Annotated in this window: 18 protein-coding genes; 11 read left to right on the top strand and 7 right to left on the bottom strand. The window is 67.9% G+C overall.

Annotated elements, in window-relative coordinates:
• Positions 1 to 37: 37 nt before the first annotated feature.
• Together ACOGXQ_RS11410 and ACOGXQ_RS11405 are read right to left on the bottom strand one after the other, a co-directional pair.
• A complete protein-coding gene (locus tag ACOGXQ_RS11410; RefSeq protein ID WP_419943792.1) occupies positions 38 to 1,231 on the bottom strand; it encodes an ISL3 family transposase in 1,194 nt (397 codons plus the stop codon).
• Positions 1,232 to 1,313: 82 nt separating this feature from the next.
• Complete coding sequence (locus tag ACOGXQ_RS11405; RefSeq protein WP_419943791.1) at positions 1,314 to 4,592, bottom strand: pre-peptidase C-terminal domain-containing protein; 3,279 nt, start codon at positions 4,590 to 4,592, stop codon at positions 1,314 to 1,316.
• 97 nt (positions 4,593 to 4,689) lie between these two features.
• Here ACOGXQ_RS11405 and ACOGXQ_RS11400 point away from each other — a divergent pair, with 97 nt between their 5' ends.
• From ACOGXQ_RS11400 to ACOGXQ_RS11375, 6 genes are all read left to right on the top strand, one after another.
• Positions 4,690 to 4,938 (top strand): hypothetical protein, encoded by a 249-nt coding sequence (locus ACOGXQ_RS11400; RefSeq protein ID WP_419943790.1) that lies wholly within the window; start codon positions 4,690 to 4,692, stop codon positions 4,936 to 4,938.
• Between the two features lie 51 nt (positions 4,939 to 4,989).
• The gene (locus ACOGXQ_RS11395) at positions 4,990 to 5,544 is read left to right on the top strand and encodes a hypothetical protein (RefSeq protein WP_419943789.1); all 555 of its coding nucleotides are present in this window, start codon (positions 4,990 to 4,992) and stop codon (positions 5,542 to 5,544) included.
• Between the two features lie 187 nt (positions 5,545 to 5,731).
• A complete protein-coding gene (locus ACOGXQ_RS11390) occupies positions 5,732 to 5,941 on the top strand; it encodes a hypothetical protein (RefSeq protein WP_419943788.1) in 210 nt (69 codons plus the stop codon).
• 32 nt (positions 5,942 to 5,973) lie between these two features.
• Positions 5,974 to 6,465: a hypothetical protein gene (locus ACOGXQ_RS11385; RefSeq protein WP_419943787.1), complete on the top strand. Its 492-nt coding sequence runs from the start codon at positions 5,974 to 5,976 to the stop codon at positions 6,463 to 6,465.
• Between the two features lie 74 nt (positions 6,466 to 6,539).
• Complete coding sequence (locus ACOGXQ_RS11380; protein WP_419943765.1) at positions 6,540 to 6,872, top strand: helix-turn-helix domain-containing protein; 333 nt, start codon at positions 6,540 to 6,542, stop codon at positions 6,870 to 6,872.
• Positions 6,869 to 7,927: a transposase gene (locus tag ACOGXQ_RS11375; protein ID WP_419943786.1), complete on the top strand. Its 1,059-nt coding sequence runs from the start codon at positions 6,869 to 6,871 to the stop codon at positions 7,925 to 7,927. Before ACOGXQ_RS11380 ends, ACOGXQ_RS11375 begins: the two co-directional genes overlap by 4 nt.
• 631 nt (positions 7,928 to 8,558) lie before the next feature.
• Here ACOGXQ_RS11375 and ACOGXQ_RS11370 read toward each other — a convergent pair.
• Entirely contained in the window at positions 8,559 to 9,884 is a 1,326-nt protein-coding gene (locus ACOGXQ_RS11370; protein WP_419943785.1) for an IS1380 family transposase, read from the bottom strand.
• A 175-nt stretch (positions 9,885 to 10,059) separates the two neighbouring features.
• Entirely contained in the window at positions 10,060 to 10,737 is a 678-nt protein-coding gene (locus ACOGXQ_RS11365) for a metal-dependent transcriptional regulator (protein WP_419943784.1), read from the bottom strand.
• 185 nt (positions 10,738 to 10,922) lie between these two features.
• Here ACOGXQ_RS11365 and ACOGXQ_RS11360 point away from each other — a divergent pair, with 185 nt between their 5' ends.
• The 4 genes from ACOGXQ_RS11360 (at position 10,923) to ACOGXQ_RS11345 (ending at position 17,476) form a co-directional block, all read left to right on the top strand.
• The gene (locus ACOGXQ_RS11360; RefSeq protein WP_419943783.1) at positions 10,923 to 11,690 is read left to right on the top strand and encodes an SDR family NAD(P)-dependent oxidoreductase; all 768 of its coding nucleotides are present in this window, start codon (positions 10,923 to 10,925) and stop codon (positions 11,688 to 11,690) included.
• 62 nt (positions 11,691 to 11,752) lie between these two features.
• Complete coding sequence (locus ACOGXQ_RS11355) at positions 11,753 to 14,149, top strand: xanthine dehydrogenase family protein molybdopterin-binding subunit (protein WP_419943782.1); 2,397 nt, start codon at positions 11,753 to 11,755, stop codon at positions 14,147 to 14,149.
• 208 nt (positions 14,150 to 14,357) lie between these two features.
• On the top strand, positions 14,358 to 15,578 hold the full coding sequence (locus ACOGXQ_RS11350; protein WP_419943781.1) for an ABC transporter substrate-binding protein: 1,221 nt from the start codon (positions 14,358 to 14,360) through the stop codon (positions 15,576 to 15,578).
• On the top strand, positions 15,578 to 17,476 hold the full coding sequence (locus ACOGXQ_RS11345; protein WP_419943780.1) for a hypothetical protein: 1,899 nt from the start codon (positions 15,578 to 15,580) through the stop codon (positions 17,474 to 17,476). The genes ACOGXQ_RS11350 and ACOGXQ_RS11345 overlap by 1 nt, the downstream gene beginning before the upstream one ends.
• A gap of 98 nt (positions 17,477 to 17,574) precedes the next feature.
• On the opposite strand, the gene ACOGXQ_RS11340 is transcribed toward ACOGXQ_RS11345, so the two are convergent.
• The 3 genes from ACOGXQ_RS11340 to ACOGXQ_RS11330 form a co-directional block, all read right to left on the bottom strand.
• Positions 17,575 to 20,412 carry an ABC transporter permease subunit gene (locus ACOGXQ_RS11340; RefSeq protein WP_419943779.1) on the bottom strand — a complete coding sequence of 946 codons (2,838 nt, stop codon included), beginning with the start codon at positions 20,410 to 20,412 and terminating at the stop codon, positions 17,575 to 17,577.
• A gap of 68 nt (positions 20,413 to 20,480) precedes the next feature.
• Positions 20,481 to 21,794 (bottom strand): ABC transporter substrate-binding protein, encoded by a 1,314-nt coding sequence (locus tag ACOGXQ_RS11335; RefSeq protein ID WP_419943778.1) that lies wholly within the window; start codon positions 21,792 to 21,794, stop codon positions 20,481 to 20,483.
• 25 nt (positions 21,795 to 21,819) lie between these two features.
• A complete protein-coding gene (locus tag ACOGXQ_RS11330) occupies positions 21,820 to 22,593 on the bottom strand; it encodes an ABC transporter ATP-binding protein (RefSeq protein WP_419943777.1) in 774 nt (257 codons plus the stop codon).
• Between the two features lie 132 nt (positions 22,594 to 22,725).
• On the opposite strand from ACOGXQ_RS11330, the gene ACOGXQ_RS11325 reads away from it, so the two are divergent.
• Positions 22,726 to 23,877: a serine hydrolase domain-containing protein gene (locus ACOGXQ_RS11325; RefSeq protein WP_419943776.1), complete on the top strand. Its 1,152-nt coding sequence runs from the start codon at positions 22,726 to 22,728 to the stop codon at positions 23,875 to 23,877.
• Positions 23,878 to 23,918: the final 41 nt, after the last annotated feature.

Below are 23,918 nucleotides of genomic sequence, written 5' to 3'. Positions count from 1 at the left end.
TCCTTTTGTGGGATTCGGGCTGCTGGGTTCGGCGGGGTCAGGTTAGTAGCAGGCCGCGGGCTTCGAAGTTCGTGTAGTTGGTGAAGCCGTGGGCTTTGCGGCGCAGGATCTGCAGCAGGTTGTTGGTTCCTTCGATGGGTCCGTTGCTGGGCCGGCCGGCTTGGTGCCAGTCGAGGATCTGGGGGTGCCACGCCAAGAAGGTGTCGACTGTGTCGCTGAACTCGGGGATCAGCCCGGTGCCGTAGATGTCCGCGAACCGGTCGAGCGCTTCGAGGGCGCCCTTTCGGTCCTTGGCGAGATAGAGGCCGTGCAGCTCGCCGAGCGCGTCCCACGCGGCTTTGAGCCGCGGGTGGGCGGCGAACAGCTCCTCGAGCCGTTGGCGTTCGGCGGCGTCGAGCTTGTCGGGCCGTCTCATGAGCAAGAACCTGGCCCGGAACACGTCGCGGTCGAACACAGGCTTGGAGCCTTCGGGGCGGCGCTGCACGTCTCGGCGCACCGCGGTCAGCCCGGCGGCGAACCATCGGATCACATGGAACCGGTCCAGCACGTGGCGGGCGTGGCCGAGCCGCGCCTCGATGGCGGCCTTGTATGCCTTGGAACCGTCGGACACCACGACTTTGACGCCTTTGCACCATTTGTGGCCCTGAGCAGCCAGAAACCCCGACAGGGCTTGGCTGTTGCGATGCGGCACCATGGCGAGCACCTCGCCGGTGTCGCCGTTCACGAGCACCGTCACATAGCGGTGCCGCTTGCGGATCGAGGTCTCGTCCACCAACAGAACACGGCACCGTCGGCGGCGTCGATGACCGGCGACCAGCCCCGCATAGGCGACCACCAAAGCATTGACCAGCTTCCAGCCCACCTGATGGCGCTTGGCTGCCGCGTTGACCGTCATCGCGCGTGCGTCCTGGACCACCCGCCGCGCCAGACGCGCCGTGACGCTGCCCTCGAACGCCGGATGGTCCTCCATGAACCGCCGCCCGCACGGCTCGCACACCATCCGCCGCCGATCCCACACCAACGTGGTCGGCCGGCCCGACACCTCCAAGTCGCGGATCTCGCGGTCCCGGCGGTCATGGACCCTCCCGCTCGGCGTCCCACAACCCGGGCACTCGGGGCGACGCACCGCCGAGCGCACCCGCACCACCAGCTCCAAAGGCGCGTCGACCGCGACCTCCAGCACCTCAATACGCGGCAGCCACAGCCGCACCGACATAACATCACGCTTCATCGAGGCCCCCTGGGGTTCGGCGTCTCTCAAACACCGATCCCAGCAGGGCCTCGACCCCTACAAGCGGACCCTCAACCGCCCCTCATCCCACAAAAAGGCGAAGGACCAACTGGTCTCGTACATTTCCAGTCGCTCCGAATCGCAGGGCCTCCTCATGTTGCTGCTGGCCGGTGGGCAGTGTTGTTTTGACCTGCATCGACCATGTGGGCTGCAGGATCTCTTTCGATGGGGCGATCTCCAGCACGTAGTTGCCGGCGCCGATCGTCGCCGACAGCTCCGGCGCGGACGCGGGCGCGGCCTGCGCAGTCGCGATGAGGGCCACGGCACCCAGAGAGCCGATGCGCTGCCACAGCGTGATCGATGGGCGACCGCCCGATTGCGTCAGCGAGGACGCATGACCGTACTCGTCGGCCACGCCCAGAGCCACGGCCAGACGCTCCGGGGTGCTGAACTCGTAGTAGACGGCCTTGCCGCTGTGAGTGAGCGAGTCACAGCCCACGGGCGCTCCGTCGCCGTAGTCGTTGTAGCTGTGCAGATATTCGTTTCTGCCCCAGTAATTGCCGCCGTGCAACCACGCGATGTTGCATCCTGCTGGGAGTGTCGCGGTGTTGGGGATGCAGTTGCCGGTGGGTGTTTGGGTGTGTGTGGTGGGGCAGGTGGCGGTGATGGTGGTGGTGGCTGTGTGGGTTTGGGTTCCGTTGGTGTAGGTGATCTCTATGGGGTAGGTGCCTGCGCGGGTGGTGGTGGCTGTGAGGCTGGCGAGGCCGTGGGCGGTGTTGATGCTGGCGGTGATGCCTTCTGGGAGGCTGCTGGTGATCTGTGCGGTGGCTGCGGCGGGCTGGTATCGCCAGGTCTGGATGAGTTCGGCGCCGATGTCTGTGTTCAGTGCTGCGGGGTGTGCTGGGGTGCGGGGGGTGTGGTCGGTGGTGATGGTGAGCCGGTAGCGGCCGGTGGTGTGAGTGCGGTAGGTGGTGGTCTCGACGGTGTAGTCGCCTGCGGGCAGATATCGGTCGGCGATGCGGCTGTCGCGGCGGTGCAGTCCCAGTTCGCTGTAGCCGCGTGCGTCGTCGTTGTGCTCGAGCCGGCTGCCTGTTGTGGGGTCGTGGCCGCTGCCGAGGGCGACGAACAGGTCGGGGTCGCCGCTGCCGGTCGGGGCTGCTTGGAGGGTGATGGTGACCCAGCCGGGCGAATCGAGGGTGAAGGTGTGCCAGCGCGCCCAGTAGCCCAAGCCGGTGGGGGTCGCCCATCGCCACACCGAGACGCACTCGGGATAGTCGGCGTTGATGCGGCCTGTGGAGACCATGGTGCCGTGGCCCCACCTCGACGGCCTCCGCGTGCAGGCCCCCACAGCGGTCGCGGTGAACCTCGCGGTGTGATCCGCTCGTTCGGCGCCGTTGGCGCATGTGACGGTCACATCGGCAGCGTCGCCGGCAGCGACGGGGAGGGTCACCGTGCGGGCGGTCGCGCCCGATGTCGGGGTGATTGTCGCGCCGGTGGGCGTGGCACGGCATTGTGCGCCTGGAGGCACGACAGTGAAGCTGTCTGACACGTCGACGCTCGCGGCGCTGGCCGCGGGCTCGGTCCTGTCTTCGAGGCCGCTGATCGCGACCGGCGCCGGGTCGGCGGTGAACCGCGCGGTGGCGGTGTCCGAGCCGTTGGCGGTGGTGCAGGTGACCTCGACGTTGACGGTAGTGCCCTCGTTGACCTCGAGGCTGACAGTCCTGGCTCCGCCGGTCGTGGGCGCGATCGTCGCGTCGGCGGGGGCCGCGTGGCAGGTTGCGTCGGCGGGGGCGACAGCGAACTCATCAGAAACCGTCGCCGTGGCGGCACCCAGCTCAGGGGTGGCGTCAGCGTCTTGGAGGCCGGTGATGGTCACGGTGTCGGCGAGGGCGCCGGTGATCGCCCAGGCGAGGGTGAAGCTGCCGGTGGTGCGCGGTCCGGAGGTGGTGACCTCGATGGTGTAGCTGCCGGCGGCGAGCGGCAGGTTTCTGATGCGGGCGTCGCGGCCGTCTGCGCCGGAGTTGTCGTCGGAGCCGACGGTGTTGCCGTCTGGGTCGAGGACGAACACGTAGGGGTTCTGGTGGGATGTGACGTCGATGTCGATCGTCGCGGCGGCGGCGACCGCGAAGGTGTAGCTGTGGGCCCAGTAGGGGGTCTGGGCGTTGCCGAACTGAGTCGACGGGCAGCCCGACGCCCACGCCCCCGCAAGCGTGCCCGACGCCGAGGCCAGCACAGCAGAGCAGCCCGCGCGTCCGCTGCTGCTGCCGCCGGTCTCAGTGCCGTCGTCGGGCTGTTCGTGTCCGTCTTGTGTGCCGTCGGTGTCGGGGACGCAGCCCGGCACCGGCGTGGCGCTGTCCGCGGTGGTGCCTGCGGGGCAGTCCCATCGCTGCACCGCCGCGGTGACGGTGCGGGTGCAGTCCCAGCCCGTGCGGGTCCATGCGGGCGTCGCCGTGGGGCATGCCGGCGTCGCAGTTCCGACACGTGTGCGGGCGGGCCGTTCGCACATCGACGAGGGGTTCATCGCGTACCCCGCGGTGCACGACGCGTGGGGCAGCGCGGTCTGGGTGGTGGTCACATAGGTCGTGGTGGGAACCTGCACCGCGCGGCAGCACGCCCACCGATAGCGGGTCTCGTAGTTGTACACCGGCTCGTCCACCCAACGCGAGCGGGTCTCGGGCTCGTAGCGGAACCTCACCTGGTCCTCGTAGTTGAACACCTCGCGGGTCTCGTAGTTGTACGCGGTCACCCATTCGCTGTAGGTCACCGTCACCGTGCGCTCAGCCCACTGCGCGCACACCGAGTGGCCCAGCACCACGTCCCACCGGGCGCAGTAGGTCTCCGTCGTCTCGTAGCTTCCCGTCACCAGTTCGCTGTACGGCGGCACCTGCACCCGCTCGGAGGACGGCGCGACGCGCACGGTCTCGGTGTAGGACACCAGCACCTGCACCACATAGGACACCTGCACCCGCTCGGTGAACGGCGCCACACGCGCCCGGTAGGGCTCCTGGTAGCGCACCCAGTCGGTGTAATAGGTCGTCGTCGGCGTCGTCACCTGCCGCTCGCAGAGCGCCACCACCAGCGCCCAGCCCGCGTCGCACGAGTACACCGGCAACTCCACAGCACGCGGCACCGTCACGCAGTCACGGCCCGACACCGCCAACGCCGCGCCCCCCACCGACCCAGGACACACAGCAGCCGCCGGCTCGGACTGCGCCTCGGCGCACACCCCGCGGCCGCTGTCAAAGACAAACCCCGCAGCGCACACCGGGGTCGCAGCGACCGGATCAGCAGCCTGCGCGCCCGCTGACGGCGAGGTCGCGCTCACCGGCACCAGCGCACCCACCACAGCAATCAGCGCCAACGACGCCGGCCTGCGGTCCTTGTGTCGAAGACGCTCCGTGCGCGCAAGACATGCGGGAGTAGCACGACATGGGAGAGCAGGTGTAGCTATTCGCACAATGCGACGACCCCCGCCCCGCCCCGAAACCGGGCTCACCACCCTCGAATGGCTGCTCATCGTCGCCGCCGTGGCCGCCCTCGCAGCCATCGCTGTCGTCGTCGTCCAAGACGTCATCGGCGACACCGCCCAGCAGATCGACAACCACAACGCCCGACAGCACGCAGCCGAACTCGCCGCGGCCGAGGTCGCTACAGCCGCAGAATCCGACACCCCCACCAGCGCACAGCACGCCGAACAGATCAACTGATGCTCCCTGTGTTTCGCGCGGGGCCGTTGCTGGATTGTGTTGTCATGAGCTTTGAGGAGGCTTCATGGCGCCGAGGGGTTATCCGGCGGAGTTCCGGCGGCGTGTGATCGATCTGGTCGAGGCCGGCCGGTAGCGGCAGTCGCGGCTGAGCTGGGGATCAGCGACCAGTCGATCTGTGCGTGGCGCCGCCAGGCGCGCATCGACGCCGGCATCGAGGCGGGCTTGACGACCGCTGAGCACGCCGCTGACGCGGCGGGGCACCGCAGAGGCGACGACGCGGGTCTCGTGGATCGTCGGTTGGTGGTGCGCACCGATGCTGCGGGCTGCTCGCCGACCCCGGTCGGTGAGCTGGCCAAGCGCAACATCGGCTATGTCACCTCGGCGCGCACCTCGCCGGTCGTCGCCGCGGCGATCCGCTGCGCGCTGGGAGACCCCGACTGTTGGCACACCGCCGGCAGCAGCTCTCAGCGGCGACGCAACCCGGTCCGCGCTCAGGTCGCGGACCTCGCAGGCTGGCCACAAGGCACGCATCTGGTGGTGCGCCGAGAGCCCCGCCACCCCGGCGCGCAGCGCAGCCTGTTCGAAAGCGAGCTGTGTTGCGTCTGACTTCGCCGCGGAGTGTGGGGCGGGAAATGGTCCAAGTCTGGTTGTGTTCTCGCTGAGGAGCGAAGGAGCATCAGATGACGATCAGCGAGGGTCGGCGACGGCCCAAGAAGCTGTCCGCGGAGACGAAGTGGGAGATTTATCTGCAGGTCACGAGCGGGGCGATCACTCAGGCCGATGCCGCCCGCAAGTGGGGGGTGGACGTGTCGACGGTGATCACGATCCGGCGCACGGTCAAAGACGCTGCTTTGGCTGCGTTGTCCCGCAAGCCGGGGCGGCCTGGGGGGAGCGGTACTGGGAGCTCGAAGAGGCCCAGGCGGAGATCGGCCGGCTCACCGAGGCGGTCAAGGCCCAAGCGATCGAGTTGGCGATCGTGCGGGGAAAATCCGGCTGGGACTGAGCGGGCCGGTCCCGGCGAGAGTCCCCGCCGAGGTGAAAGAACTGGTCCTCAAGACTGTCGACGACGCTGTCGCCGCCGGTTTGTCGCACAGGTGGGCTGCTGGGGTGTGGCAGGTCTCCGACGACCGGGTGCATCGCTGGCGGGCCCGCCGCCGCGAGCTGGGCACTCTCAGCGACCTTGCCCCGGGCGGCGCTGCGGTCCATGGGCTGCTGGGGTGGGAGATCGAGGAGATCCTCGCGGTCGCCGAGGAATGGGGGCCGACCGACCGGTCCCACCGCAAGCTCGCCCACCGAGGCTCCTACGAGGGCCGGGTATGGGTGGCGCCCTCGACGTTCCGGCGCGTTCTGGCTGCTCACGGCCTTGTGCCGGCTCAGCGGCCCCCGGTACCGAAACAGCCAAAGACGCCGTGGCCGCACTGGCTGGTCTGGGCGCCGAACCGGGTCTGGATCTGGGACGTCACCCACTTCGGGCGCGCCCGGCGCTGCGTGTTCGCCATCGTCGACATGGTCTTGTGTTGCGTCTGATTTCGCGCGACGGGTTCTGAGTTTTTTCGAGCAGCGTCGGTCAGGGTTGGCGGTCTCAGCGCAGGAGGCTGCCGATGACCGCTCCGCCGGGCCGGAGACCGAGGAAGATGCTCACAGCGGAGCAGAAGTACGACTTGTGGGTGCGGATGCTGACTGGGCAGATCACCCAGGCCGAGGCGGCGGCGGAGGCCGGCGTGGATCGGTCGGTGGTGTCTCGTTTGCGTGCGGTGGCACGCGACGGGGCGATCGCTGCGTTGGGGGCGTCGAAGCCTGGGCGGCCACGCCGGACGCGGGCCGAGGCGTCCGAGGCGGCGGCGTTGCGGGCGGAGGTGGAGCGGCTGGGCCGCACTGTTGTGGAGCAGGCCGTGGAGCTGGCGGTGCTGCGGGGAAAAACGGGCTGGGGATGAGCGGCCCTGTTCCCGCCCGCGTCGATGGGGCCGCCAAGGAGTGCTTGCTGGGGCTGATCGACGACGCCACCGCAGCGGGATGGACCCACGGCCGGGTGTGCGCGGTGCTGGGCATCGATCGGCGCCGGGCGTGGCGCTGGTCCCGGCGCCGCGACGCGGGGCAGCTCGATGACGCCCGCCCCGGGGGCCGTGCGGTCCATGGGCTGCTGGGGTGGGAACGCGACGAGATCGTGAAGCTGTTCGACGAATGGGGCGACGTCGACCGGTCCCATCGCAAGCTCGCCCACCGGGGCTCCTGTCTGGGCCGGGTGTGGGTGTCGCCGTCCAGCGTGGACCGCGTTCTCGCAGGCCACGGCCTCGCCCTGGCAGGCGTGCCGCGCCCCAAGCGGACGGCTCGCTCGCCGTGGCCCGGCTGGTGCGAGTGGCGCCCCAACCAGCTGTGGTGCTGGGACGGCACCCAGTTCCCCCGATGCCGGCCCGCCAAGCACGCCTACGCGATCGTTGATGTCGTGTCCCGCAAGTGGATCGCCGCCCACCTCACCGGCACCCCGGACTCGGTCGCCGCTCGAGTGCTGTCCGCCGAAGCGCTCCAAGCCGAGGGGCTGCTCACCGACGAGATCGCGGCCCGCTTGGCCGATCCCGACGCCGAGCCGCCTCAGCACGACGACATCCCGCTGCTGCTGGCGCTGTCGGACAACGGCCCCGAGATGCGCGCCGGCGACACCGCCCGCTTCATGGCCGCCTGCTCGATCGTCCAGCACTTCGGCCGCCCATCCACGCCCACCGACCAAGCCTGGATCGAGTCACTCTTCGGGCGCCTCAAAGACGAGCACCCCTACCTCGACACGCTGGACCGTCCCGCCGATCTCGCCCGGGAGCCCGAACGCGTCCGGACCCACTACAACGAGAACCGGCTGCACGAAGGCATCGGACACGTCACCCCCCAAGACGAGCACCAAGGCCGAGGAGAACAGATCCGCCGAGCCCGCCGAGACGGCCTCCGACAAGCCGACGCCCAACGCCGCCACGCCCGCCGAAACCGACCACTGCCATGACCAACCCAACACCACCGCCAGCACGCCGACGCTGCTTGAAAAACCCGGCAATCTGTCGCGAAAAGTCAGAAACACCTCAACACCAACAAACCCGAGGAGACAACATGACTTGGTTCATTACCGAGCCGAACTCCGCGGAAGACTCAGACACACCTCATTCGAAAGCGAGAACTTCCGCCGGCACCCAGGCGCCAAAGCCCTGCTCGCCGCCGCACACCCCCGCTGACACGGCCCCCCGCACCCCGAGCCCAGGACCAGCCGCCCCCGGGCGGGCCAGCCCCCGCACGCCCCCACAGACACACCCGCCCCGCCAGGCACCCCCGCACGCACCCCAACCGCTCCGACCGCACCGCGCCGGCCCAGCCACCCCACACCGCCATCGCAGGCACACCCGCCAGTCGCGTCGACAACCTCTGTGGGCATTAGCTAGCGGTGTGTCGCGGTCTTGTTTAGCCCGGATTCACCGGTGGGGTTGGGTGATGTCGGGTTGGGCGGGTTGTCGGTGGGGCGGTCTGTTGGTGTGGCGGGTTCGTGGGATCGGATGCGTGGGTGGTCGGCGGCGGCTGGGGGGGGTGTTGTGTGCGGCGTCTTGGTGGGGTGGTGCGCGGCGCTGCGTGATGCTGGGGTTTGCTCAGCAGCGCTGGGGCAGGTTGCGGGTGTGTTGCAGTGCTGTGGTGAACGTGTCGGCCCGGGGCCATTGTGCGGGGAGCCGCAGGGTGGGTCGGCTGCTGCGGTTGACGAGCCGGCCGGGCACGGTGAGCAGGCGGCGTGCGGTGGTGGCTGCGACGGTGAGCTTTCGGGGGTCGTGAACTTGGCCGATGCGTGCTGTCCAGCGTGCGATGTTGTGGGCCAGAGCGGCGCAGGCGAGCCAGGCGGCGTTGGCGGTGAAGCTGGCTGAGGGGCTGTGGGCGAGGCCGCCGGCTTTGAGGTCCCCGGCGGCGAGCTCGACGCGTGCGTGGGATCGGTAGGCGGCGTCGGCGGCTTTGGTGTCGAGCGTCTCGGCGTCGGTGTCGGACGTGTGGTGGCGCCAGTGGGGGAACAGGTCGGCTTGGGGGCCGACCAGGCGGGTGCGGCGCACCACGAGCCGCGCCGTGTGGGCCGGCTTGTCTTTGGGGCGGCGCGCGCTGGTCAGCTCGGTCTCTGCGACTTGGGCCTCGCCGTCGTCGGTGTAGCCGGTCGGGGTCCAGTCCCGGTCGTCGATTGCGGCGATGACCCGGTCGATCTTGGGGTTGGAGGCGACAGCGATCAGGAACCTGGTGTCGTGTGCTTTGAGCTTGTCGATCAGGTCCCAGCTGAAGAAACCCGCATCCGCGCGCAGCGCGAGACCGGCGCCGGGAGCGAGGCGGCGCGCCCGGTTCACGGTCTCGGCGACAAAGCGGACGTGGCCCCGCTGGGAGGAGCCCCTGCGCATCCGGGCATGCACGATCTCGCCGGTGTCGTCACGGGACGCGACCAAAGGGTGACAGCCCAGCCGCCCGCTGTGCCCATACGCAGCGCCGCCCTTGGCGCCGCTGTGAACCTCAGCCATCGTGGAGCCGACGCCGACCGTGATCCGATCCGCCCCAGGCGCAGCCCCAGCTTCCCGCGCTCGGCCCAGCGCCGGTTCCCGGGCGCGGCCCAACCGGCGAACATGACCCCATGCGAAGGACCGCAAGAACGTCCCCAAAGCGGACGGCGCCGCCACCGCGAACCCAAGCACCGAACCCGTCGAAGCGGTCCGCAGCCGGTCCGCGTCCGAGATGAACGACCCGCCAACCAGCATCGAGAACACCGCCGTGAGCACCTTCGCGCCCGACCCGCGGCCCGCCTGGCGCGGGACCACCGTGTCATCGATCAAGCCCCCCAGACCCAGCCGACCCACCAAAGAACCCACCAGCAGCAGGCCCGCGTCAGCCACCAAAATGCCCTCGTCGAACACCGCCTCGATCCGGTCCAGACCCCCAGATACGCTGCTCACAGAAAGCGCCTCCCGACACGGCATCACGCCGAACAACCGTCAAAGACAAAACGCCACCTCAAGAGACCCTTCCAGCGGACGCACACCCACCCTCACACCAACCCCACCGGTGAATCTGGGCTGAGTGTGACAGCGTGCAAGCGCTGAGTGTGACAGCGTGCAAGCGCTGAGTTGCTCAGCTGCCAGCGGTGACGAGGATCCGCTCGGCGGTGTAGGCGCTCACACCGACGGTGCCCTCGGGCATCCGCACGGTGGCGGTGCCGTCGGGGGCTACCGACATGACCTCGCCCGCCCGACCCGGCATCAGCCCCGACTGTTCCAGGAACTCGAGCTGCCCGGGCTCAAACTCGAGTTCCTCGGGAATGCGCTGCACGGTGAAGGCGCCCCGAGTGCCGACCTCCGCGAGCGGCTTGGCATCGGCAGGTGCGACGTAGTCGGTGCCAGGAATCGGGTTGCCGTGCGGGCACGTGTTCGGATCGTCGAGCACTTCCATCATCGCCCGCTCGACGACAGGTGAGATGACGTGTTCCCAGCGGCCGGCCTCATGGTGTGCATCGGCCCAGTTGAGCTTCAGGATGTCGGTCAGGAACCGCTCAGCCAGCCGGTGCCGCCGCACCACCGTCGTGGCGATCTGCTCGCCTGCGTCGGTGAGGCTGATGTGGGCGTGGTCGTCGACTTCGACGAGGCCCTCGCGTTGCATCCGGCGGATCATCTCCGACACCGCCGGGCGCGAGACATCCAGCCGTTCAGCGATGCGCGCCTGGATGACCGTGACGCCGTCCTCTGCCAACTCGTACACCGTCTCGGAGTACTCCTCAAAAGCGGGGTGGTGCTCCGTCGGCTCGTAGCCCATAGCCGTCACCATACCCCTAGGCCGTGGACCCGCTGCACCGGGTTTGCGAGCGCCCGCGTTCCGGCGCGGTCAGTCTCGGCTGGTGACGCAGGGGCATTGCGGCACGTTGCGTGGGCGCTCACGCTCCCGTGAGGGCAGACTGACCCTGCTCGTCGAGGGAGTCGGGTGCGCGATCGGAGCGTGTGATGGATCTGCAGCTGGCAGGAAAGAACGTCTTGGTGACCGGTGCCGGCCAAGGGCTGGGTCTGGCGATCGCCGAAGCCTTCGCCGATGAAGGCGCAAATGTGGCGTTTGCCTACAACTCCTCGAGCGAGGGTGCCGAGAAGGGCGCAGCCGCAGCGCAGGAAGCGGGTCGCACATCGTTCGCCCTTCGCTGCGATGTCACCAGCCAAGACGACGTGGATCGCACGGTCAGCGAGGTCGTCAGCGAGTTCGGCAGCATCGATGTGCTCGTCAACAACGCCGCCTACACCGACACCGGGCCGTTCACCGACGCCAATCCTGACGATTTGGCACGGATGGTGGACGTGACCGTGATGGGCACGCTGCGGATGACTCAAGCCGTGGTGCGCCACATGACCGACGCCGGCATCGAGGGCTCGATCGTGTCGCTCATGGGCGACTCGGGCCGGGTGGGCGAGAGTCGCCTAGCCGGAGTGGCCACCACGCGAGCGTCCACGATGGGCCTGATGAAATCCATTGCCAAGGAATTCGGCCGCAATGGGATCCGGGCCAACACCGTGTCGCTGGGCCTGGTGCGCTCGGAGCGCTTCGCCCACCACACGGGCAACGCCGACGAGGAGCGCTTGGCCCGCATCGCCAAGATGTACCCGCTGCGCCGGGTCGGTGTGCCCTCCGACGTGCCGCCGATGGTGCTGCTGCTGGCCTCACCGCTGTCAGGCTGGACGACCGGTCAGACTATCTCGGTCAACGGCGGCTACTCGATGGTGTAGGCCGGCGCGACAGGCTGCTGGCAAGACCCGTGCCTCGGGTACCGCTCGGGAGAGGATGACCGGTGGCAGACGAGCCATTCCGGCTGGATGAGACGGTGCCCACGGCAGGCGGCCCATTCGGCAAGCGAGTGCCACGCCGCGAAGACAACCGACTGCTGCGTGGCCGCGGCCGCTACATCGCGAACATCCGCTACGACGGCCAGCTTGCTGTGGCGTTCGTGCGCAGTCCCGTAGCCCACGCGCGGATCGTTTCGACCGATGTCGCAGCGGCACGCTCCGCCCCCGGGGTAGTGGACGTCGCCACCGGCGCCGACCCTGACTTTCGCGACATGGTGCTGGTGGCCGAGTCCGCGCTTCGCACGCACGTGAACACCCCCCAACCGGTGCTGGCTGCCGACAAAGTGCGCTACCAGGGCGAAGCCGTGGCCGCCGTTGCGGCCGCCACGCCGTCGGCGGCAGTCGACGCGGCCGAGTTGGTGGAGGTGACTTACGACGAACTCGGGGTACACGTCGATGCCGTGACGGCGGCGGCCGATCCCGCCGAACCGGTACACGACATCGCTCCCGACAATCTCATCGTCACCCGCACGTTCGATTCGGGGGATGTGGATGCGGCGCTTGCGGGCTCGCACCTGGCCATCGAACGCACCTACCGAACCAACCGGCACGGGGCCACGCCGATGGAGGGCCGCGGCGCGGTCGCGATCTGGGAGCGCGGCGGCACCAAGCTCACATTGCACGCCACCTCGCAGGTGCCCTACCTGCATCGCAGCGGCATAGCCGAGGTGCTCGACGTGCCCGACAGCGCAGTGCGCATGGTGGTCGGCGACGTCGGCGGAGGCTTCGGCATCAAGGGCGCCCTGTATCCCGAAGACGTCGCAGTGAGCCAGCTCGCCCGACGGCTGGGCCGTCCCGTTGGCTGGGTCGAGACTCGCTCCGAGCACATGGCGACGGCGCTGCATGCCCGCGACCATCACTACACGGTGCGGGCCGGCTTCGATGCCGACGGCACGCTGGTTGCCGTCGACGCGGTCCTGCACGCCAACGTCGGCGCGTACAGCTCACCGCCGTGGACCGCCGGCATCGAGCCGCTCATGGCAGGCGGATTGCTGACCGGTCCCTACAAGCTCACCCACTACCGCTGCGAGGTGCTCGGCGTCGCCACCAACACCACGCCAACCGGCCCGTACCGGGGAGTGGCCCGGCCAGCCACCGTGTTCGTGATGGAACGCCTGCTCGACGATGCCGCAGCCGAACTCGGGATGGACCCTGTCGATATCCGACGTCGGAACCTGGTCGTACCTGACGACTTGCCCTATACGACGCCCACGCGGCTGGTGCACGATTCGCGCACCTACCTCGAGTGCTTGGAACAGGCCGCTGAGCTGGCCGACTACGACGGATTCCGTTCGTCCCAGCAAGCGGCCCGCGGCACTGGCGACAGCCGTCTGGTGGGCATCGGCTTCGCCTGTTACAACGAGCTGACCGGGTTGGGCCAGAAGGCCTCTGCGGGACCCAGGCTGCCGTTCCGCACGGGGCACGAATCGGCCGAGGTGCGCATCGACCCATCCGGTGCGGTCAGCGTTGCCATGGGCGTTACCTCCCAAGGTCAGGGCCTCGAGACCACCATGGCCCAAGTGGTTGCCGCCGAACTCGGCGTCGGCGTCGAATCGGTGAGCGTGGAGATGGGCGACACGGACCGCATCTCATTCGGGATGGGTGCATTCGCCAGCCGCCAAGGAGTCATCGGCTCGGGCGCCGCCACATTGGCAGCCCGTGCCGTGCGCGCGAAAGTGCTCACGATCGCGGCGCACTTGCTGGAAGCCGAGCCCGATTGGCTGACCGTCGACGACGGGTTCGTCCACACCGCCGACGCACCTGCGGTCGGTGTCACGCTGGGTGAGGTAGCCCACGTGGCCTACTTCGAACCGCAACGGCTCCCGCCGGGCGTCGAACCCGGGCTGGAGGCGATGCGCTTCTACGACCCGATGACCGGCACCTTTGCCGCCGGGGCACAGGTCGCCATCGTCGAGGTGGATCTCGACACCGGCGACGTGGCGTTGCAGCGCATCGTGTGCGTGGAGGACACCGGCAGGGTGATCAACCCCATGGTCGTGGAGGGTCAGGCGCATGGCGCGATCGCGCAAGGCGTAGGCGGCACGCTGCTGGAGCACTTCGTCTATGACGGCGCGGGTCAGCTGCTCACCGGCAGCTTCATGGACTACTTGGCCATCACCGCCGACCGGATGCCCTCGATCGAGCTCGGTCACATCGCCGATCCGGCGCACAATCTGAATCAGATCCGCGGCGTGGGCGAGGGCGGCACACTCGGCCCCTACGCCGCGATCGCCAACGCAGTGTGCGACGCGCTCGCGCCGCTGGGCGTCACCATCGACGACCTCCCCCTGAGCCCGGCACGAATACACGCAGCAATCGCCGCAGCACGCGCTTCCTGCTAGATCTCAACCACCGGACGCCAGAGATGTGCCACCACGGCGCACATCCAGATAGCGCACGCGATTTCAACAGTTGACCGAGTTTGGTTTACGCTCACACGACCCGTCGATTCTCTCGGCCCATTGATCGACGGGACGCTCTCGCGACTCTCGCCAAAGGAAAGACGCTATGACCAACGCCATGGCCAATCCCCTCCCTAGAAGTCGAGGGTTGGCAGCCTTGGTCGTGGGCGTGGCCATCCTGTTGGCAGCAGCATGCACCGGCATGGCGCCGGATGATGCTCCGACGGCCGAGGCGCCTGCGCCGACCACAGCACCGATGGCAGATGCTCCCGTGAACCCGGGCGTCTTCGATGACCGTGTGCTGTTCGGGCAGTCCGCGGCGTTCAGCGGTCCGGCACAGGCGTTGGGGCAGGCGATGCGGTTGGGCATCGAGGCTGCCTTCGCTGAGCAGAACCAAGCAGGCGGGGTTCATGGCCGCATGCTCGAACTGGTCACGTTGGACGACAGGTATGAACCGGGCTTTGCTTTCGCGAACACGCGTGACCTGATCGCCAAAGAGCGGGTGTTCGCGCTGATCGGGGAGGTGGGCACGCCGACTTCGCGCTCTGCCGTTCCACTCGCGGAGTCGCGGGCGGTGCCGTTCGTGGCGCCGTTCACCGGCGCTGGCTTCTTGCGGGATCCCGATCTGAATTCGGTGGTCAATCTGCGGGCCTCCTATGCGCAGGAGACCGAGCACATGGTGGAGCGCCTCACCTCCGACCTCGGGGTCACCAAGGTCGCGGTGATGTACCAGAACGACTCCTATGGCCAGTCCGGCCTGAACGGGGTGACCGAAGCCCTGGACAAGCGGGGACTCGCACCGGCTGCCACCTGGTACTACGAGCGCAACTCCAGTGCCGTGAAGTCCGCAGTGTTCCACATCGCAGCCGCACAGCCCGAAGCGGTCATCTTCATCGGCGCCTACCAGCCGGTGGCCAAGGCGATCCAGCTGCTTCGCACCGACGTCGATCCCGTCTTCATGGCGGTCTCGTTCGTGGGCAGCAACGCGCTGGCGCAGGAGCTGGGAGACGATGCACCTGGCGTGTACGTCACCCAAGTGGTGCCGATCCCAGATGACGCCGACACGCCGGTCGTCGCGGACTATCGCTCGGCGCTCAGTGAGATCGACCCGGACGCCGCACCGGGGTTCGTCTCGTTGGAGGGGTACTTGGCGGGACGATTGGCCATCGTCGCACTCGAAGCGTGCGACGAGGAATTGACTCGTGCGTGCTTCCTGGGTGCCTTCACCGAATTGCAGTCCATCGACCTCGCCGGTGTCAGCCTGAACTACGGACCGGGCGACAACCAAGGCTCTGACGAAGTGCTCCTCACGGTGATCAACGATGAGGGCAAGTTCGTGCAGGTGGCCGATCTGGGAGACACGCAGTAATGGGCCGATTCCGAGTGTCGGCCAGGCTCGCGACGATCACGCTGGTCGTCTTTGCAGTCATCGCTGCGAGCACGGCTGTGGGCTGGGTTGTCGCCGGGGACTCAGACACCCAGACATCCGACGAACCCGACATCGGCGCGGTAGTGACGGCGCTGGCAGTCGTGCGAGAGGTGAAGGCCTTAGCGGACGGCGCCGCGGCAAGAACTCACAGAGGAATGACACCGGAGGCGTTGGCTGAGTCCCGAGCGTCCCTGGACGCTGCCGCCGAAACGCTGCACGGACAGCTTGATGTTCTGGAGAGCGCCGGCTACGGGCAGGCTGCGGCGGAGATGCGCGAGCTGACCGATGAACTGGTGAGCAGAGCGTCGGCGATCGAAGACGGTCGCCCGCAGCTTGCCGACGTACTCCGAGAATCAGAACGGCGCCGGCAAGAGATCATCGCGACCACCAATTGGGAGCTCCTGCCCGCAGCGGTGGCGAGCGAGGATGACGTGTTCTACGGCTTGATCACCGATGACAGCGATGCCGTCGCTCCCGATGACCTGCTGCGATATTCGCGCCTCGCGCTTCTGACGCAACAGGTCGACCAAGGATCGGTCCTGCTTGAGGTCGCGGCGAGGCAACCGAACATCGCCTTCGTCGCGACGGTCGAAGAGAACATCGATCTCGTGATGTACCAACTCTCCGACAGCCTCGAGGTTTTCGCTGAAGACACCCGCCAAGACCTTGACCCTGCGCTGATTCCGCTCTCTCGTGGCCTGGTGGACGCCGCCTACGGCGATGCGAACATGATCGACTTGATGAAGGTCCGCTTGGGTTCGGGCGCGCAGGAAGCACGGAACATCGCTGCCCTCAACCAGACCTTGGCGTCACTGCAGGCGCAGGCCGCGATGCTGCTGTCTGAAGCGGTCGGCAGCATCGGAGCGGTCGATGGATACAGCGAGACCGCCGAAGTGCTGAATGCGGCGTTGGCCGCCGATCGGCACCTGGGCTCGGTCACCGCCGCGTCCGCCGCCAGAAGCACCCCGACGACGCCGCTGGGAGAACTGCCGGCTGCCAGCGACGCTGCGGAAGCCGATGTTTCCGGCATCCGCCAGAACCTGGACGTCCTCGATGCCGCAGGTCACAGTGACGCCGTTGTCCGGATGCGCACCTCGGTCGACCAGATGCAGGCGGACGTCGAGCACATCCACGATGGCCGCCCGGACCTCGTAGGAGCACTGCAGGCCGCTGAAGGTCAACGGGCGCAGCTGAGGGCGTTCTTCGACTACCAACTGCGGCCTGCGGTCGTCTCGAGTCTCGACAACCAGCTCTATTACATGCTGACCGGAAGGAGCGAGTTCGCCGACAGCGTGCCGGCCGATTCGGATCCGCTGTCGCACTCCGAGCTCACGCGGTACCGGCACCTCACGCTCGTCTTCAGCTCGCTCTTCCGAACCTTCTCAGGGTTCATCATCACGTTTGTTATTTCCGAACCGACATTGATCGCCGAAGCCGAGGAGAGATTTGCCACGGCGGCACACCGTCTGGAGACGAGCATTGCGTACCTGGAGCGAGAGGGCGGAGCCGAGGTGCACCCTCAATTGGCTCCGCTGGCACGCCAGTTCATCGCCATGGGCAATGGGGATGACAACCTCTTCGATTCACTCCGGCACAGGCTTCCCCTGATCGCTCAAGAAGCCGAGCTGATCGCGTCGAGCCGTCAAGCGAGTTTCGCCGTGCAAGCCGATCTCGACGCATTGCTCGACGATGTGCTTCAGGACGCCGCCGCTCTGGATCCCGATGCGAACGAGCCCGATGCGCGGGTAATTGTGCTCGTGCTCGGCATCGTGGCCGTGATCGTCACGCTGCTGATTGCAGCAGCCGTCGCGCGGCGCCCCGACACCGGGACCGCCTGAGAGGCTGAGCCACGAGTCCGAGCGGCCCGCAAATCTGCCTCGAAGAGAGGCTGGGGACGAGAGCGGAAGCTCTGGTCGTCAGCCCTGTGTGGCGCCGCTCATGTGTGGGCGCCCGTGCCGAGGTACGCGTCGATGACCGCCTCGTTGGTCCGTATCTCTGCTGGCGTGCCCTCCGCGATGACCTGACCGAAGTCGAGCACGTAGATGTAGTCGCAGATGTCGAGCACGAGGTTCATGTCGTGGTCGATCAGCAGGATCGACACTCCCTCCGACGCCACATCCAGCAGTCGAACGCCCAGAGCGATGCTCTCTGCGGTGGTCAATCCCGCGGCAGGCTCGTCGGCGAGCATCACCCGAGGTTGCGATGCCAGGGCCCGTGCGACGCCGACCAGCTTCTGGCTGCCGAGCGGGAGGTTGGCAGGTCGCATCCCGGTGTCTGCGGTCAGGCCGACGATCTGCATCGCGGCGTCGACCCGCGAGGTGTCCGCCGGCCGTTCGGGTATGACGAGATCGGCCAGCACAGAGCGCATCGAGGACCGCTCGGCGGCGACCTGCACGTTCTCCCGCACGGTCAGGTCATCGAAGAGCTCCAGCGACTGCCATGTGCGGGCCAGCCCCCGCTGGGCGCGCACATGGGGCGCTTCGCGGGAGAGCCGTTCATCGCAGAAGGTGACGTGTCCGCGAGACGGGACGAACCCGGTCAGCGCATCGATGAGCGTCGTCTTGCCGGCGCCATTGGGGCCGATCAATCCCACGATCTCGCCCTCGCGGACTCGCAGCGACACCTGGTCCAGCGCTTTCAGCCCGCCGAAGCGCACGGTGAGGCCCTCAGCAGCCAGCACGACCGGCGCATCCTCGAAGCTCCGCTGCCGCTCCTTGCGTCGATACTCCGACAGGCGAACCGTCTCGCCGGGCGCCCCGAGGGCAGGCTCGGTGGGCACCGAAGCGAGATCGCTGCGCTCGCGGGCCTCGGCCCGGGCCCGCCTTCGTGAGCGCAGTGCTCGCCAGCGAGCGAGGTTCTGCCGGTACGCGCCGGCGACGCCTTCGGGGAAGAAGATCGCAGTTGCCACCAGTGCAACGCCGGCCACGAGCTGGTACCAGCGCCCCAGCTCGGCGATCCGGTCGGCGGTGATGTAGACGATGCCGAGCGGGGCGAACAGCCCGGCGATGATCGCTCCGGGAACGCTCGTGATGCCGCACAGGTAGGCCAGCGCCAGGAAGCTCAGGCCGATGAGCACCGCGAAGCTCTCTGCGGAAAGCTGGCCCCGGCTGTAGCCGATGAACGCGCCGCCCACGCCTGCGAGGAACGACGCGAGCGCGAATGCCAGCATCTTGGTCCCCGCAACGTTGATGCCGACCGATGCGCCCGCTCGCTCGTTGGACCGGACAGCCAGGAACCGGCGGCCTGTCGCACTGCGCGCCAGGTTCCCGACCGCGATGGCGCACACGGTCACCACGGCCAGCACCAGGAAGCCGAACTCCATGCGGGCAAAGTTCCTGCCCTCGCGAATGCTGAGGTTCGCCCCGAACAGCGACGGGCCGGATATGGGGTTGCCGTACAGGCCGGTGATGGCAGTGTTGCGGAACACGAATTCCTCAAGCGCGACCGCACCGGCCAGCGTGACGACCGCGAGCTGTGCGCCGCGGATGCGCAGGGCGGAGACGCCCACCACGAGCCCGAAGGCGGTGGCCAGCAGCGCTGCCGCCAGCAGCGAGATGGGGAACGGGATGCCGAGCGAATCGCCCAGCTTGCTGAGCGCGAATCCCGCAGCCCCCGCGATGGCGGCCTGGGCGAGCGATATCTGGCCGACGAGACCGGTCAGGACCACCAGCGACAGCATGACGATCGTCATGATCATGCTGGTCATGATCCCGATGCGGTAGCTGCCCTGCGCCACGGCGGTCAGCACTCCGGCCGCCACCACGGCCGAGGCGATCACGCTGGGCCGCATCTTCGGCCGGATGACCTCGGGCAGGGCATCGGCCTCGACGGCGCCACGGGTCGGCAGGGTGTGGCCCATGCCGAACAGGGCGATCACGATGACCCCGAACGGCAGCGCATCGGGGATGCCAGTGATCGCCCAGTCGGGCCACCACGGATTGGTGGTCTGGTACACGACGATCGACTGGAAGATGCCGAGCCCGAACGCTGCCGTCACGGTGACGGCGATGGACAGCAGCCGGCCGATGACCGCCGCGGCGAGTGCCGGGACGATCGACAGGTAGGTCAACGGGCTGAGCGAGACGATCGGCGAGGCCATGATCAGCAGGAAGCCGACGACGGTGCTCGACAGCACCCACGTCGAGCCGGCCAGCACCTGCGGCGAGTAGCGGGCCAAGCTGACCGCCCGTTCGTTCTCAGTGGAGGCCCGCGTCGCAAGCCCCAGGCGCGTGAAGCGGAACCACGCCCAGGCCGCCGCGGCGGTCAGCAGCACGACGGCAGTGAGCCAGAGGCGGTCGCGAGAGAAGCTGGCGCCGGCGAAGCTCACCGGCTCGTTGGGAAGGATCGGGGCGACGACGCGGGCGGTGCTCGTGAAGTGCATCACGATCAGTGCCTGGATGACCAGCAGCACGCCCACCGAAGCGACCACGCGGGCGAGGATCGGGGCTCGTCGGAGCGGCCGGAAGACCAAGAAGTGCACCATCAGCCCGACGAGGCTGCACGACAGCACTGCGAGGATGAGGGCGACCCCGAAGGGCACGCTGCCAGAGCTGCCTCCGAGGCCGATGCGGCTGCGAATGAGCACCACCGGCAGCACGAGATCGCCGGTGTCGCTGAGCTCGTCGTAGACGTACGCCCCCCACATCGCCATCGCGCCGGTGGCGAAGTTGATGATGCCGGTGCCCCGGTAGGTGATGACCAGGCCCATCGACAGTGCCGCGTAGAGACAGCCCGATCCCAAACCGATGATCGCGAAAAGAAGGTACTGATCCAATTCAGACCCGCCGATCAATCATCCGCAAATGCTTGCAGATGGACCAGAGGTCGTGTTGATAGCGGTCGTTAGAGGCCGCTGAGCTCGTACGCGTCGAAGAGCCCGTCGCCGACCACGATCCGGCGCAGCGATCCGTCTTCGGCCTCGACAACCTGCCACACCATGATGTGCGACATGCAGTGCGAGGATTCCGGCGGCCACGGCGCCTGCCCGCAGCGCAGGTTGGGGCCGAACCATCCGGGCGTTTCGCCGGCGTTGGCGAATGCGTCGGTGATCGACTCGGGGGTGATCGGGCCCTCGATGGTCTCGAGAATGAACTCGATCTCACGCCATGCCCCGTAGGGGGCAACGGCGAAGCCTTCGATCAGCTTCTCGTGCCCGGCTGCCGTCATGTCGTCCGCGTACTGCGCGAGGCGTTCTTGGATCTCGGGCGGCGCGAACTCGGCAACCCACGGGACCCACTGATCGCCTTGGGTGTAGGTGCCCAAGGCGGCATGCCCGAGTACGTCGATGTACAGGGTGCAGGACCCCGCGAAGATCGGCTTGTCGAAGCCGCTCGCCGCAGCCGAGCCGACCATGCCGATGCAGCCGAACTCGTCGAGCTGGCCCATCATGCCCTCGACACCCGCAGACTGCGCGGCGGCGATGGCGGCGGTCCAGTCGGGCGCTGCGGAATCGACCACGATGCGCTCCATCTCGATGCCGTGGTGCGCGAGTACCGGGGCGATGATGTTGTCCAAGAAGTCCAGGGCGGTGGATGCGTCTTGGACGACCACCGCGATGTGGTCGATGCCGAGATCCTTGAAGGTCTTGGCCGGACCCACGGCGAATGCCCCGGTTGCCACGTGGAGCAGGAATGCGCCGGGACTGTTCCGTTCGGTGGGTCCCCACGAATGTGACGAGATGTAGGGAATGCCGGCGTCGAGCCACAGTCCGAGCGCCGCTTCGGAGCTCAGCTCGACTCCCATGTACGCCATGTCGACGTCTTCTTCGATCAGCTTGATTGCGCAGTTGATCGCACTCTCGGGCGTGCCGTCGGAGAGGCAGACGATCGGCTCGATGATGGCGCCACTGATCCCGCCTGCGTCGTTGATGACCCCGATGGCCACCTCGCCGCCGATGCGAAGTTCCGGCAGCGAGATGTTGCCGCCCTCGTTGTTGACGTAGCCGACCCTGATGACTTCGCCGGTGCGGTCGATCGGTGCACTGTCGCCGTCGCTCGCGGCGGCGTCGGCATCAGGCTCGGTGCCGGGCTCGTCGCCGCCGGCCGGCGCCTCGGCTGTAGTCGGCGCAGGCTGAGCGCCGTCGCCATTGTCGTCCGGGCTTCCGCATGCGGTGGCCACCAGCCCGAGAGCGAGCAGCAAGGCCGAGAATCGTGTCACTACAGAGCGCATAGAGGCTCCGACGCTACTCCTGGTATCCGGTGCGCTCCCCGAGGTAGCTGGCTTCGAGCACCTCAGGCCGCTGCGACAGTTCCTCGGCGGTGCCCGACAGTGCCAGCTCCCCGTGGTTCAGCACATAGGCCCGGTCCGTGATGGCCAGCGCCGCGTGCACATGCTGTTCCACCAGCAGCACTGCGGTGCCTGTCTCGTCGGCGATGCGTCTCACCACCGGCAGCAGGCGTTCCACGATGATCGGCGCCAGGCCGAGGCTCATCTCGTCCACCATCAGCAGTTTGGGATCGGCGATGAGCTTGCATCCCAGCGCCAGCATCTGCTGCTCGCCGCCCGAGAGCAGCCCGGTCCTGCGGTCCAGCAGTTCTTCCAGGGCCGGGAACCAGCCGATCACATCTGACTCGGCGACCTCGCTGTGCCGGTGGCGGTGCAGGCGCAGGTTCTCCGCAACGCTGAGCTGGAAGAAGATGCCGCGGTCGGAGGGCAGCAGCGCCACGCCGCGGCGGGCGATCTGGTGGGCACTGGCATGTCCGAGGGGCGACCCGAGCATGTCGATCTCACCGTCGATGGGCTTCAGCACACCTGCAATCGTCAGCAGCGTGGTCGTCTTGCCCGCACCGTTGGGTCCGAGCAGCGCCACAACCTCGCCGGGGTGCACATGCAGCGACAGGCCACGCACTGCGGGGACGCCCCCCCAGCCGGCCACCAGGCTCCGCACATCCAGCGCGGGCGCGGTGACACCGCTGCCGCTCCCGGCGCTCAAGGCTGAAGTCTCCGTCGTGCTCATGTACTGGCCCCAGCGACACGCTACGCGTCATGTGCCTGCTGGTCGACGTTCCGCCTCTGTGCAGACCATCCCTGCCATCATGTGACCGCCGACCGCAGTGATCGCGGGCCGGCACCGTAGAGAAGGCAGGCCATGGAGATTCACGGAACGTGCAAGGAAGGCTTCGAAGCAGTCCGCGATGCCTTCGAGCAGAACTTCGCCGAAGGCCTCGAAGTGGGCGCAGCAGCAGCCGTCACGGTCGACGGCGAGTTCGTCGTGGACATCTGGGCCGGCGACGCGGATCCGCACGGCACGCCGTGGGAGCGCGACACGATCGTCAACGTGTACTCCACCACCAAGACCATGGCGGCCACAGCCATGCTCGCCTTGGCCGACCGCGGCGAGATGGACTTCGACGCGCCCGTGTGCGAGTACTGGCCCGAGTTCGCCCAGAACGGCAAGGAAGGCGTGCTGGTTCGCCACGTCATGTCGCACACGGCAGGGCTGCCCGGCTTCGTGCCGTCGGTGAGCGCCGAGGACCTCTACGACCTCGACGCCATCGCCGAACAGCTCGCGGCCCAAGAGCTGTGGTGGGAGCCAGGCACCAAGTCGGGCTATCACGCCGTCACCCAAGGCAACCTCGAGGGTGAGATCCTTTACCGCATCACCGGCAAGCGCATGGCCGATTGGTTTCGCGACGAGATCGCCGAGCCGCTCGGCGCCGACTTCTGGATGAGCCTGCCCGCATCGGAAGACCACCGGGTGGGAGAGCTGGTGCCGCCGCCTTCGTTGCTGGACGTCCTCAAGGCGAGCGGCTTGCCGATCGACCCCGATTCGATCGTCGTCCGCACCCTGTCGAGTTGCCCGCTGGATGCCTCCGAGCCCCGCACGCGTGCGTGGCGGGCGGCCGAGATTCCGGCGGCCGGCGGGATCGGCAACGCTCGCTCGGTCGCGCGGGTCCATTCGATGCTGGCCTGCGGCGGCGAAGTCGATGGCGTGCGGATCATGTCCGAGGCCGGGGCGCGCAAGGGTCTCGAAGAGCAGATCGACAACGTCGACGAGGTATTGCTGCTGCGATTGCGGCACGGCCTGGGATTCGCTCGCCAGCTCGACGGCTGGGTGACCAGCCCGAATCCGAACCACATGTACTGGGGTGGCTGGGGTGGTTCGATCGCCGTCGTCGATTTCGACGTGCGGGCGTCAGTGGCCTACGTGATGAACAGGATGGATGCCGCCATCACCGGCGATCCGCGGGGTGGGCGCATCGTGGACGCCGCATTTGCCAGCATCGACGCTGCGGGCTGATCGCGCCGAACTTGCTGTCGCTCTCGCGCGGACAGACTGAA

The organism is Candidatus Poriferisodalis sp. (assembly GCF_965208485.1).
Lineage (GTDB): Bacteria > Actinomycetota > Acidimicrobiia > Acidimicrobiales > Poriferisodalaceae > Poriferisodalis.
Note: the sequence above shows the minus strand (reverse complement) of the source record. Positions and strands in the feature narration are given on the sequence as shown.

Bases quoted from the DNA above. Each gene is read 5' to 3' on its own strand.
- ACOGXQ_RS11410 (WP_419943792.1), bottom strand. From the start codon at position 1,231: ATGAAGCGTGATGTTATGTCGGTGCGGCTGTGGCTGCCGCGTATTGAG.
- ACOGXQ_RS11400 (WP_419943790.1), top strand. From the start codon at position 4,690: ATGCGACGACCCCCGCCCCGCCCCGAAACCGGGCTCACCACCCTCGAA.
- ACOGXQ_RS11380 (WP_419943765.1), top strand. From the start codon at position 6,540: ATGACCGCTCCGCCGGGCCGGAGACCGAGGAAGATGCTCACAGCGGAG.
- ACOGXQ_RS11375 (WP_419943786.1), top strand. From the start codon at position 6,869: ATGAGCGGCCCTGTTCCCGCCCGCGTCGATGGGGCCGCCAAGGAGTGC.
- ACOGXQ_RS11365 (WP_419943784.1), bottom strand. From the start codon at position 10,737: ATGGGCTACGAGCCGACGGAGCACCACCCCGCTTTTGAGGAGTACTCC.
- ACOGXQ_RS11360 (WP_419943783.1), top strand. From the start codon at position 10,923: ATGGATCTGCAGCTGGCAGGAAAGAACGTCTTGGTGACCGGTGCCGGC.
- ACOGXQ_RS11345 (WP_419943780.1), top strand. From the start codon at position 15,578: ATGGGCCGATTCCGAGTGTCGGCCAGGCTCGCGACGATCACGCTGGTC.
- ACOGXQ_RS11330 (WP_419943777.1), bottom strand. From the start codon at position 22,593: ATGAGCACGACGGAGACTTCAGCCTTGAGCGCCGGGAGCGGCAGCGGT.
- ACOGXQ_RS11325 (WP_419943776.1), top strand. From the start codon at position 22,726: ATGGAGATTCACGGAACGTGCAAGGAAGGCTTCGAAGCAGTCCGCGAT.